The 12460-nt window shown below is 65.7% G+C and carries 9 protein-coding genes and 1 pseudogene; 1 reads left to right on the top strand and 9 read right to left on the bottom strand.

The features are described from left to right. Positions 1-81: 81 nt before the first annotated feature. The 5 genes from pstS to SY91_RS09190 all read right to left on the bottom strand — a co-directional run bounded on the left by pstS (position 82) and on the right by SY91_RS09190 (position 6640). A complete protein-coding gene (pstS, locus tag SY91_RS09210) occupies positions 82-1116 on the bottom strand; it encodes a phosphate ABC transporter substrate-binding protein PstS (protein WP_023475514.1) in 1035 nt (344 codons plus the stop codon). A 442-nt stretch (positions 1117-1558) separates the two neighbouring features. Then, entirely contained in the window at positions 1559-2914 is a 1356-nt protein-coding gene (glmM, locus tag SY91_RS09205) for a phosphoglucosamine mutase (protein WP_023475513.1), read from the bottom strand. A gap of 31 nt (positions 2915-2945) precedes the next feature. Next, positions 2946-3887 carry a dihydropteroate synthase gene (folP, locus tag SY91_RS09200; RefSeq protein WP_043887053.1) on the bottom strand — a complete coding sequence of 314 codons (942 nt, stop codon included), beginning with the start codon at positions 3885-3887 and terminating at the stop codon, positions 2946-2948. Positions 3888-3915: 28 nt separating this feature from the next. Next, positions 3916-5811 (bottom strand): ATP-dependent zinc metalloprotease FtsH, encoded by a 1896-nt coding sequence (gene ftsH, locus SY91_RS09195; RefSeq protein ID WP_011694248.1) that lies wholly within the window; start codon positions 5809-5811, stop codon positions 3916-3918. A gap of 166 nt (positions 5812-5977) precedes the next feature. Then, positions 5978-6640: an RlmE family RNA methyltransferase gene (locus tag SY91_RS09190; RefSeq protein WP_006476343.1), complete on the bottom strand. Its 663-nt coding sequence runs from the start codon at positions 6638-6640 to the stop codon at positions 5978-5980. Between the two features lie 193 nt (positions 6641-6833). On the opposite strand from SY91_RS09190, the gene SY91_RS09185 reads away from it, so the two are divergent. After that, positions 6834-7358: a YhbY family RNA-binding protein gene (locus tag SY91_RS09185; protein ID WP_012328238.1), complete on the top strand. Its 525-nt coding sequence runs from the start codon at positions 6834-6836 to the stop codon at positions 7356-7358. Between the two features lie 49 nt (positions 7359-7407). Here SY91_RS09185 and SY91_RS09180 read toward each other — a convergent pair whose 3' ends face one another. The 4 genes and pseudogenes from SY91_RS09180 to leuE all read right to left on the bottom strand — a co-directional run bounded on the left by SY91_RS09180 (position 7408) and on the right by leuE (position 12438). Continuing rightward, positions 7408-7866 carry a DUF4149 domain-containing protein gene (locus tag SY91_RS09180; RefSeq protein ID WP_006497614.1) on the bottom strand — a complete coding sequence of 153 codons (459 nt, stop codon included), beginning with the start codon at positions 7864-7866 and terminating at the stop codon, positions 7408-7410. Between the two features lie 14 nt (positions 7867-7880). After that, entirely contained in the window at positions 7881-8357 is a 477-nt protein-coding gene (gene greA / locus SY91_RS09175; protein ID WP_006476345.1) for a transcription elongation factor GreA, read from the bottom strand. A gap of 118 nt (positions 8358-8475) precedes the next feature. Next, positions 8476-11730, bottom strand: a complete 3255-nt coding sequence (carB, locus tag SY91_RS09170; protein WP_023475511.1) for a carbamoyl-phosphate synthase large subunit — start codon at positions 11728-11730, stop codon at positions 8476-8478. 49 nt (positions 11731-11779) lie between these two features. After that, positions 11780-12438: pseudogene (gene leuE, locus SY91_RS09165) on the bottom strand (leucine efflux protein LeuE). Between the last annotated feature and the right edge of the window lie 22 nt (positions 12439-12460).

Here is a 12460-nt window from a genome sequence, read left to right as displayed (position 1 = left end):
TGATCGCCGGGCGCCGTAACGCCCGGCTTTACCGCACACACTGCCCGACCGGCACGGCCGGGCAGCGAACCGCTGGATGGCTTACTCGGCGGCGACCGGCTTGCCCGAAGCGTCCGTCACCTTCGTCTTCCACTGCTTGCGGATTTCCGTCTCGACCGTCGCCGGCAGCGAGATGTAGTCGAGGCTGTCGGCAGCCTTCTCGCCGTTCTTGAACGCCCAGCTGAAGAACTTCAGCGTTTCCGCGCCCTGCTCCGGCTTGTCCTGCTTCGCGTGCAGCAGCACGAACGTCGCGCCGACGACCGGCCACGCTTCCTTGCCCGGCTGGTTCGTCAGGATCTGGTAGAACGACTTCGACCAGTTCGCGCCTGCCGCTGCGGCCTTGAACGTTTCCGTCTTCGGCTCGACCACCGTGCCCGTCGAATTCTTCAGCGCAGTGTAGGTCATGTTGTTCTTCTTCGCGTACGCCCACTCGACGTAGCCGATCGCGCCCGGCAGGCGCTGCACGAAGGCCGCGACGCCGTCGTTGCCCTTGCCGCCCGTGCCCGTCGGCCAGTTGACCGTCGTGCCTTCGCCGATCTTCGACTTCCACTCGTCGTTGACCTTCGACAGGTAGTTCGTCCAGATGAAGCTCGTGCCCGAGCCGTCAGCGCGGCGGACCACGGCGATGTCCGTATCCGGCAGCTTGAGCTTCGGGTTCAGCGCGGCGATCGCCGGGTCGTTCCACTTCTTGATCTTGCCGAGGTAGATGTCGCCGAGCACCGGGCCCGACAGCGTCAGTTCGCCGGCCTTCACGCCCGGCACGTTGACGACCGGCACCACGCCGCCGACCACCGTCGGGAACTGGAACAGGCCTTCCTTCGCGAGTTCTTCGTCCTTCAGCGGAGCGTCCGAACCGGCAAAATCGACCGTCTTCGCGACGATCTGCTTCAGGCCGCCCGACGAGCCGATGCCCTGGTAGTTGACCTTCGAACCGCCGGACTGCTGGTAGTCCGCAGCCCATTTCGTATAGATCGGCATCGCGAACGTGCTACCTGCGCCCGTGATGTCGGCAGCGTGGGCGGCGACGGCGAAAAGCGCGCCAGCCAGGCCGGCAATCGCGGTTTGCATCAATTTCATGAGACCTCCAGTGTGTGAGCGGATGACTACGGCACCGCGAAGGTTAGGGGCTGCTCATGACGATAATGTGACAATCGATGAAACTGGCGTGACAGTAACATGACTGGTTGAAAGGGAATATCGGGCGGCGCGTCGGGACGCCGGAGCGGCGGTGGCGGCAAGAATTGCCTGGCTCGGAGGGAGGGGATGGCGTCTGTCTTCGAGGGCGTGCTGACCCATCGTAGCGCAGCGTCAGCCGGGCGGGAAGCCGGTTTCGCGGTCGCTGAAATTGTGGGGTCGGATACCCGATGAGATCGGAATAATGCGTTTGCCGAAGTACGTTACTTATAGGTATGGCAAACCTTTGCGTCTGAGAAAAACGACGGCGCCCGAAGGCGCCGCATGCGAATTCGCCGGAAGCCGGCGCGCGGGCGGCCGGACCGCCGCGCGCGCCTGCCGCTGGTCAGGTCGTTGCCGCCCGCACCGCGTCGGCGATCGTCTCCGCATGGCGCACCGCATCGGCCGCCTGCTGCGCTTCGACCATCACGCGCAGCACGGGCTCCGTGCCCGATGCGCGGATCAGCACGCGGCCGCTGCCCGCGAGCGCGGCTTCGGCGGCATCGATCGCGGCGCGAATCGACGCGCTGCCCTTCCAGTCGGCACCCGGCTTCATCCGCACGTTGATCAGCTTCTGCGGGAACAGCGTGACGCCGTCGAGCATCTGCGCGAGCGTGCGGCCGCTGCGCTTGAGCGCCGCCAGCACGAGCAGCGCCGACACGATGCCGTCGCCGGTCGAATGCCGGTCGAGCGACAGGATGTGGCCCGACCCTTCCGCGCCGAGCTGCCAGCCGTGCTCGCGCAACTGCTCGAGCACGTAGCGGTCGCCGACCGCCGCACGGACGAACTTCACGCCCTCGCGCTGCAGCGCGACTTCGACGGCGAGGTTCGTCATCAGCGTGCCGACCGCGCCGTCGACCTTGCCGTCGGTCGCGATCCGGTCCTTCACGAGCACGTAGAGCAGTTCGTCGCCGTTGTACAGGCGGCCGGTCGCGTCGACGACCTGCAGGCGGTCGGCGTCGCCGTCGAGCGCGATGCCGAGATCGGCATGGTTCGCCCGCACCGCGCGCACCAGCGCGTCCGGCGCGGTCGCGCCGACGCCGTCGTTGATGTTGAAGCCGTTCGGCGCGACGCCGATCGGGATGACGTCCGCGCCGAGTTCGTGGAACACGTGCGGTGCAATTTGATACGCGGCGCCGTGCGCGCAATCGATCACGAGCTTCAGGCCGCGCAGGTCGAACGCGGCCGGGAACGTGCTCTTGCAGAACTCGATGTAGCGGCCGGCCGCGTCGTCGAGGCGACGCGCCTTGCCGAGACCGTCGGACGGCGCGCATTCGAGCGGCTTGTCGAGCCACGCTTCGATCGCGGCTTCGGTGTCGTCGGGCAGCTTGTTGCCGTCAGCCGAGAAAAACTTGATCCCGTTGTCGTGATACGGATTGTGCGACGCGCTGATCACCACACCGGCCGACAGACGCAGCGCACGCGTCAGGTACGCGACGCCGGGCGTCGGCATCGGGCCGGCCAGCATCACGTCGACGCCGGCCGCCGAGAAGCCGGCCTCGAGCGCAGCTTCGAGCATGTAGCCCGACACGCGCGTGTCCTTGCCGATCAGCACCGTCGGACGCGAGCCTGCCGCGACGTCGGCCGAGCCGGCCAGTACCTTGCCGGCCGCGTAGCCGAGGCGCAATACGAAGTCCGGCGTGATGGGCGCTTCGCCCACCGTGCCGCGAATGCCGTCCGTGCCGAAATATCGACGTCCCATGAGTCCTTCCTCCTTCGTCTTTCTGACTTGCTTATCGTTGCCGTGCGACTGCGCGCACGGTATTCCATACTTTCAGCGCATCGACCGTCGCCGCGACGTCGTGCACGCGCACGATCGCGGCGCCCCGCTCGACCGCGCACACCGCGGCCGCCACGCTCGCCGCGACGCGTTCCATCGGCGGCTTGCCGCCGATCACCGCACCGAGCATCGACTTGCGCGACATGCCCGCGAGAATCGGATAGGCGCGCCCGTCGGGGCGCGCCGGCGCCGTGTCCGGCAACGCGGCCAGCAGCGCATAGTTGTCGTCGACGACCGCCTTGCCGAATCCGAAGCCGGGGTCGACGCAGATGCGCTCCGCCGCCACCCCAGCGTTGCGCAGCGCCTCGGCACGCGCAGCGAGAAAATCGCGCACGTCGGTCACGACGTCGCCGTAGTCGGGCTCGCCGACCTGCATCGTCTGCGGCTCGCCGAGCATGTGCATCGCGCACAGGCCGCTGTTGCCGTCGCGCACCGCATCGATCGCGCCTGGCTGGCGGAACCCCCAGATGTCGTTGATCAGATCCGCGCCGGCGGCCAGCGCCGCGCGCATCACGGCCGGCTTGTAGGTATCGATCGACAGCGGCACGTTCAGCGGCCGCAGCGCCTCGACGAGCGGAATCACGCGCGCGAGCTCCTCGTCGAGCGGCACCGGCGGCGCACCAGGGCGCGTCGATTCGCCGCCGATGTCGAGCAGGTCCGCGCCGTCGGCGATCATCCGCTCGGCCTGGCGCAGCGCATCGTCGCGCGCGAGGAAGCGGCCGCCGTCGGAGAACGAATCGGGCGTGGCGTTGAGGATGCCCATCACGAGCGGGCGTTCGAACGTCAGTTCGAAGCGGCCGCACTGGAGCGGCGCGGGAATGGACGGGGACACAGCGGAATCGGACACGAGCAACGGGCGTGGATGAATGCAAAACGGGCCGGTGTGAAGCCACACCAGCCCGTGAACGGCGTTAAAGCGGAGATTATGCCGCCGGCGTAGCCGGCGCCGGCGCGCTGCCGGGCTTGACCTCGGCGCTGCCGCCGCCCGACGAATCGCCGCCGACAGCCGGCGAGCTCTTCGGCGAGCGCGGCGGACGGCCTTCCATGATGTCGTTGATCTGATCGGCGTCGATCGTCTCCCACTCCATCAGTGCGGCCGTCATCGCCTCGACCTTGTCGCGGTTGTCTTCGAGCAGGCGGCGTGCGAGGTTGTACTGTTCGTCCAGCACGCGGCGGATTTCCGAGTCGACCTTCTGCTGCGTCGCTTCCGAGATCGTACGCGTGAAGCCGCGGCCGAACGGCGACGCATCGTTCTCGTCGTCGACGTAGACCATCGGCCCGAGTGCGTCGGTCATGCCGAAACGGGCCACCATCGCACGCGCGGTCTGCGTGGCCTTGTTGAAGTCGTCCGATGCGCCGGTGCTGACCAGGTTCATGAACAGCTCTTCGGCCACCCGGCCACCGAACAGGATCGCGAGGCGGTCCAGCAGGTAGTCCTTCGAATACGTCTCGTTGTCATGCTCCGGCAACTGCCACGTGACGCCCAGCGCGCGACCGCGCGGGATGATCGTGACCTTGTGCACCGGGTCGGCCTTCGGCAACAGCTTCGCGATCACCGCGTGGCCCGACTCGTGATAAGCGGTGGCGCGCTTCGCTTCCTCGCGGATCACGGCCGATTTGCGCTCCGGACCCATGAAGATCTTGTCCTTCGCGTCCTCGAAATCCTGCATCTCGACGATGCGCTTGCCGCGACGGGCCGCGAACAGCGCAGCCTCGTTCACGAGGTTCGCGAGATCGGCGCCCGAGAAGCCCGGCGTGCCGCGTGCGATGACCGCCGCGTCGACGTCGTTCGCGATCGGCACCTTGCGCAGGTGCACGCGCATGATCTGCTCGCGGCCGCGGATGTCCGGCAGGCCGACATAGACCTGGCGGTCGAAACGGCCCGGACGCAGCAGCGCCTTGTCGAGCACGTCGGAACGGTTGGTCGCGGCGATCACGATCACGCCCGAATTCGCCTCGAAGCCGTCCATCTCGACGAGCATCTGGTTCAGCGTCTGTTCGCGCTCGTCGTTGCCGCCGCCCATGCCGGCGCCGCGGTGACGGCCGACCGCGTCGATTTCGTCGATGAACACGATGCACGGTGCATGCTTCTTCGCCTGCTCGAACATGTCGCGCACACGGGCCGCGCCGACGCCGACGAACATTTCGACGAAGTCCGAACCCGAGATGCTGAAGAACGGCACCTTCGCTTCACCCGCGATCGCGCGGGCGAGCAGCGTCTTGCCGGTACCCGGAGGGCCGACCAGCAGCACGCCGCGCGGAATGCGGCCGCCCAGCTTCTGGAATTTCTGCGGATCGCGCAGGAAGTCGACGAGCTCGGACACTTCTTCCTTCGCTTCGTCGCAGCCCGCGACGTCGGAGAAGTTCACCGCGTTGTTGTTCTCGTCGATCAGCCGCGCACGCGATTTCCCGAACGAGAATGCGCCGCCTTTGCCGCCTCCCTGCATCTGCCTCATCATGTAGAACCAGAACACGATGATCAGGATCGTCGGCCCGAGATAGTACAGCGCGGACATCAGCGCGTTCGGCTCGTCGTCGGCCTTGCCGCTGACCTGCACGCCGTACTTCATCAGATCGCCGACCATCCAGATGTCGCCGGGCGACACGATCTGGTATTTCTGGCCATCAGCCGGAGTGACGGTGAGGTTGCGCCCCTGAACGATGACGTTCTTGACCTTGCCGTTCTTGGCGTCGTCCATGAACTGCGAATAGGACACGCCTTCCTGGACGCGGGGCTTGTCGAACTGCTTGAACACCGTAAACAGCACCAGTGCGATCACCAGCCACACCGCTGCCTTCGAAAACATATTGTTGTTCAAAGCACCACTCCTTCACTCGTAGACGAGCGCCTACATTTTCCTTGCGGCGCCCCTCGGTCATTCTAATCCAGTCCGACCACCCCCGCCATAAGCATTGACAACCGCCGCGATAGCGCTTCGCTTGTCTGGCAAGGGCCGGAGCCCGTTTGCGGCACCGCACTCCGCATCAGCGCGGATGCTTCAGCTGCCGACCCAAAATGAACGTTTCGGACGATTTGTCGCGGGATGCCTTGGGCTTGCGCGGCGCGACAACCTTAAACTGCTGTTTGAACTTCTCGACGATCTGGCTGTAGCCGCTACCGTGAAAGCACTTCACGAGCAGCGCACCGTCCGGCTTCAGATGGTTCTGCGCGAATTCGAGCGCCAGATCGCAGAGATGCTCGATGCGCGCCGCGTCCGCCGACGCCACGCCGGAGAGGTTGGGGGCCATGTCGGAAATAACAAGGTCCACCGCGCGGCCTTCGAGCACTTCTTCCAGCTGGTGGAGGACGTCGTCCTCGCGGAAGTCGCCCTGCAGGAAGTGGACGTCGGCGATCGGCTCCATCGGCAGGATGTCGAGCGCAACGATCGTGCCGTCGATGCCGCCTTCGCGCTCCGCGTCACGCTTCTTGCCCTGCGCGAGCTTGTTGCGGGCATACTGGCTCCAGCTGCCCGGCGTGGCGCCGAGATCGACGATCACCTGGCCGGGACGGATCAGCTTGTCCTGCTCGTCGATTTCCTTCAGCTTGTACGCGGCGCGCGCGCGATAGCCCTCCCGCTGCGCCATTTTGACGTACGGGTCGTTGATGTGGTCGTGCAGCCAGTGCTGGTTGAAGCGGTTTTTTGCCATTCGAGAGAGAGATTGCTGCCAATTGCTTCGTGAAGCCGCGCTTTTAGCGGATAATACGCGTCTTCTTCGCGCGGCTGCGGCCCCTTTTCAGGCCCAAGCCGCGATTTTACGTGGTTTCGGCGCACGGCTGACGCGGGAACGTCCCGCGATCGCTTTTCAGTCAGCGCGCCCTTATTTAGATTTCGACATTTCCATGCCCGCCCTTTCGCTTTCTCCCGCCGAGCGCTCCGCGCTGCGCTCCCAGGCCCATGCGCTCAAGCCCGTCGTGCTGATCGGCGCCGAAGGGCTGACCGACGCCGTGCTGAAGGAAATCAAGGTGCACCTCGACGCGCACCAGCTGATCAAGATCCGCGTGTTCGGCGACGAGCGCGACGAACGGATCGCGATCTACGACGAGATCTGCGACCGCTTGAACGCGGCCCCGATTCAGCATATCGGCAAGCTGCTGGTGATCTGGAGGCCCGAAGCCGCAGCGGCCCCGGCCCGCGGCCGTCGTGCCGGTGCGCTGCCCAGCGCGGCCGAAGCCGCCGATGACAAGAAAGGCCGCGCCCCGCGCACCGTCAAGGTCGTCAAGGTGTCGCCGAACGCAAGCCCCGTGCGCCGTCCGAGGCCGGTGAAGGTCACGGTGCGCGGCAACGAACGCGTGACGGCAGGCGGCACCGTGAAGCGTGCGAAAAAGCGCCAGGCCAGCACCAAGCGGCCGTTCCAGGACAAGTAATCCGCCGGTGCGGCACGGATTCCCGTGCCGCCCTGCCCCAGCGCGGCGCTCAGGCGTCGCGCGCCGGCAGACGCCAGATCAGCATCAGCCCCAGCACGCTTTCGACGAGATAGAACACGCTCGAGACGCCGTGCAGCATCCCGAAGCGGCTCGCATACGGCGAATTCGCGATATCGGTGCCCGCATCCATCGCGGCCACGCGCAGCGCATTCATGAACGGCTGCAGCGCAAAATACCCGACCAGCACGCATACGACCATCGCGGCGACGATCCAGCGCACACGGCGATACTCGCTGCTGCCGCGCCGCACCTGCTGATTCGACAACGCGAGCAGCAGCACGCCGCACACGACGCCGAGGATCGCCTCGATACGGAACAGCTGGGCGGCGACCGAACCGGCCGTCATCCGTTCCAGCGTCTTGAACAATACGGGCGCGACCGCATACCCGATCGTCAGCAGGCTGCCGACCCATACGGCCGACAGCAGACGGAACACGCGATGCGGCATCACGTCGCCCCGCTTCAGATGTAGCTGACCGAGATGATTTCGTACTCGCGCACGCCGCTCGGTGCCTGCACGGCCGCGACGTCGCCTTCGGACTTGCCGATCAGCGCGCGTGCGATCGGCGAGCTGACCGAGATCAGGCCGTGATCGATATCGGCTTCGTCGTCGCCGACGATCTGGTACTTGACGGTGTCGCCCGACTCGAGATCCTCGAGTTCGACCGTCGCGGCGAACACCACGCGGCCATCGGCGTCGAGCACCGTGGGATCGATGATTTGCGCGGCGGACAGCTTGGATTCGAGTTCCGCGATGCGGCCCTCGATAAAGCCCTGCTTTTCCTTCGCTGCGTCGTATTCGGCGTTTTCGGACAGATCGCCCTGTGCGCGGGCCTCCGCGATCGCGTTGATCACGGCCGGCCGCTCGACGGACTTGAGGCGCTGCAATTCATCGCGCAGTTGCTCTGCGCCACGCTTTGTCAACGGAATGGTGCTCATAAACGGCTCAATCGCTAAAAACGGCTATAAAAAAAATCACCGCGATTAAGCGCGCTTCCGATGCACTGGAAACACCGCCTAATCGCGGCACGTGTTGCTTCGACAGGTAACTGACCGCTTAGTTTAGGCGAGCGTGAAGACCTTGTAAATCATAGACTTCCAGATCCTTCAGGTAGCGCAAGCCTTCAACGGCCGCGCGCGCGCCCGACATCGTCGTGTAGTACGTGACCTTGTGCGCCTGCGCGCTCATGCGGATCGAACGCGAATCGGCGATCGCCTGGCGCGTCTCGTCGACCGTCGTGAACACGAGTGCGATCTCGCCGTTCTTGATCATGTCGACGATGTGCGGACGGCCGTCCTTCACCTTGTTCACGACCTTCACCGGCACGCCGGCCGCTTCGATCGCGGCAGCCGTGCCCTTGGTCGCGACGATCGGGTAGCCGAGGTCGTGCAGCATGCGCGCGACTTCGACGGCCTTCGGCTTGTCCGCGTCCATCACGGTCAGCAGCACCGTGCCCGACTCCGGCAGACGCGAACCGGCCGCGAGCTGCGACTTGAACAGCGCTTCGCCGAACGTCTGGCCGACGCCCATCACTTCGCCGGTCGAGCGCATTTCAGGCCCGAGGACCGGATCGACGGTCGGGAACTTGATGAACGGGAACACCGCTTCCTTCACGCTGAAGTACGGCGGCTCGACTTCCTTCGTCACGCCCTGCTGCGCGAGCTTCTGGCCGACCATCGCGCGCGCCGCGATCTTCGCGAGCGGCAGGCTGGTCGCCTTCGACACGTACGGCACCGTGCGCGACGCGCGCGGGTTCACTTCCAGCACGTAGATGATGTCCTGCTTCGAGCCGTCCGCCTGCGGTACCTGCTGGATCGCGAACTGCACGTTCATCAGGCCGACCACGTTCAGCGCCTTCGCCATCGCGCCCGTCTGGCGCTTCAGCTCGGCCACGGTTTCCTTCGACAGCGAGTACGGCGGCAGCGAACATGCCGAATCGCCCGAGTGGACGCCCGCCTGCTCGATGTGCTCCATCACGCCGCCGATGAACACGGCTTCGCCGTCGCAGATGCAGTCGACGTCGCACTCGATCGCATCGTTCAGGAAGCGGTCGAGCAGCACCGGCGAATCGTTCGACACCTTCACGGCCTCGCGCATGTAGCGCTCGAGGTCGCGCGGCTCGTGGACGATTTCCATCGCGCGGCCGCCGAGCACGTACGACGGACGCACGACCAGCGGGTAGCCGATTTCGTCGGCCAGCGCGAGCGCTTCGTCTTCGGCGCGCGCGGTGCGGTTCGGCGGCTGGCGCAGGCCGAGGTCCTGCAGCAGCTTCTGGAAGCGTTCGCGGTCTTCGGCCGCGTCGATCATGTCCGGGGACGTGCCGACGATCGGCACGCCGTGCGCCTCGAGGTCGAGCGCAAGCTTCAGCGGCGTCTGGCCGCCGTACTGGACGATCACGCCGACCGGCTTTTCCTTGTCGACGATCTCGAGCACGTCCTCGAGCGTCAGCGGCTCGAAGTACAGGCGGTCGGACGTGTCGTAGTCGGTCGACACCGTTTCCGGGTTGCAGTTGACCATGATCGTTTCATAGCCGTCCTCGCGCATCGCGAGCGCCGCGTGCACGCAGCAGTAGTCGAACTCGATGCCCTGGCCGATCCGGTTCGGGCCGCCGCCCAGCACCATGATCTTCTTGTTCGTGGTCGGCTGCGCCTCGCACTCTTCCTCGTAGGTCGAGTACATGTAGGCGGTTTTCGTCGCGAACTCGGCCGCGCACGTGTCGACGCGCTTGTAGACCGGGCGCACGTTCAGTTCGACGCGACGCTTGCGGACGTCTTCCGGCGTCGCGCCGAGCAGCTTCGCGAGGCGGCGGTCGGAGAAGCCGCTCTGCTTCAGGTAGCGCAGCTCGTCGAACGTCAGCGACGCGAGCGTGCGGCCCGACAGCGCCTTTTCCTTCAGGATGATCTGCTCGATCTGCTCGAGGAACCACGGATCGATCGCGGTTTCCGCGAAGATTTCCTCGGCCGTCATGCCGATGCGGAACGCATCGCCGACGTACCAGATGCGGTCCGGGCCCGGCTCGTGGATCTCGATCGCGATCTCGTCGCGGTTGGTCGACTTCTCGTCGAGGCCGTCGACACCGACTTCGAGGCCGCGCAGCGCCTTCTGGAACGATTCCTGGAACGTGCGGCCGATCGCCATCACTTCGCCGACCGACTTCATCTGCGTGGTCAGGCGCGAATCGGCTTCGCGGAACTTCTCGAACGCGAAACGCGGAATCTTCGTGACGACGTAGTCGATCGTCGGCTCGAACGACGCCGGCGTCTGGCCGCCGGTGATTTCGTTCTTCAGCTCGTCGAGCGTGTAGCCGACCGCCAGCTTCGCCGCGACCTTCGCGATCGGGAAGCCGGTCGCCTTCGATGCGAGCGCCGACGAACGCGACACGCGCGGGTTCATCTCGATGACGACCATGCGGCCGTCCCGCGGGTTGATCGAGAACTGCACGTTCGAACCGCCCGTGTCGACGCCGATCTCGCGCAGCACCGCGAGCGATGCGTTACGCAGGATCTGGTATTCCTTGTCGGTGAGCGTCTGTGCAGGCGCTACCGTGATCGAGTCGCCGGTATGCACGCCCATCGGGTCGAGGTTTTCGATCGAGCAGACGATGATGCAGTTGTCGGCGCGGTCGCGCACGACTTCCATCTCGTATTCCTTCCAGCCGAGCAGCGACTCTTCGATCAGCAGCTCGCGCGTGGGCGACAGGTCGAGACCGCGCTTGCAGATCTCTTCGAACTCTTCGCGGTTGTACGCGATGCCGCCGCCCGAGCCGCCGAGCGTGAACGACGGGCGGATCACGACCGGGTAGCCGCTGCCGCCCGTCTCCGCCATGATCTCGGCGTGCACCTTGGTCGCCTCTTCCATCGAGTGCGCGATGCCCGACTTCGCGGAACCGAGACCGATCTTGGTCATCGCTTCCTTGAACTTCTGGCGGTCTTCCGCCTTGTCGATCGCTTCCGGCGACGCGCCGATCAGCTCGACGCCGAACTTCTCGAGCACGCCGTGGTGGTGCAGGTCGAGCGCGCAGTTCAGCGCGGTCTGGCCGCCCATCGTCGGCAGGATCGCGTCCGGGCGCTCCTTCTCGATGATGCGTGCGACGACTTCCCACGTGATCGGCTCGATGTAGGTCACGTCGGCCGTGTTCGGGTCGGTCATGATCGTCGCCGGGTTGCTGTTGACGAGAACGACCTTGTAGCCCTCCTCACGCAACGCCTTGCAAGCCTGCGCGCCCGAATAGTCGAACTCGCACGCCTGGCCGATGATGATCGGGCCGGCGCCGATGATGAGGATGCTCTTGATGTCTGTGCGTTTTGGCATGGCTTGTGAATTCAATAAGTAATCGTTGTCGTGGGTCGGCCGGCGGCGCTCAGCTCATGGTCGCCAGCGCCAGTTTCACCGAGAAACCGATGAACAGGCCGCCCACGCTGCTCGCCGCGCCTGCCGCGAGCTTGCGGCGGCGGCGGAAGTGCTCGGCGAGCCGCGCCCCCGCGAAGATCAGCGTGCTCAGGTACAGGAAGCTCGCGCATTGCGCGATCGCCCGAGCACGACGAACGACAGCGCGGGATGCGGGAATGCCGGGTCGACGAACTGGATGAAGAACGAGATGAAGAACAGGATCGCTTTCGGATTCAGCAGGCTCACGATCAGCGCTTTCCGGAACGGCCGCTCGCCGTCGACCGCCTGCGGCGCCTCGACCGGCGCATCGCCGCGCGCGCGCAGCTTGCTCCACGCGCCGCGCAGCATCCCGGTGCCGATGTACAGCAGGTAGGCGGCGCCGCCGTACTTGACGACGGAGAACAGCAGCGGGTTCGCCTTCAGCAGCGACGCGACGCCCGCGGCGGACAACACCATCAGCACGGTATCGCCGACGAACACGCCGCAGGCCGCGCGATAGCCGGCCTTCACGCCGCGCTGCGCGGCAAGCGACAGCACGTACATCGAGTTCGGCCCCGGCAGCAGGATGATGAAGATCACGCCGAACACGTAGGTCCAGATATCCGTGATGCCGAGTGCGTGGCCGAACATGATGTGAATCTCCCGTTCTTCG

The sequence above is a fragment of the Burkholderia cenocepacia genome (assembly GCF_014211915.1).
Taxonomy (GTDB): Bacteria; Pseudomonadota; Gammaproteobacteria; order Burkholderiales; family Burkholderiaceae; genus Burkholderia; species Burkholderia orbicola.
The sequence above is the reverse complement of the archived record's forward strand: the minus strand, read 5'-3'. Positions and strand labels throughout refer to the sequence as shown.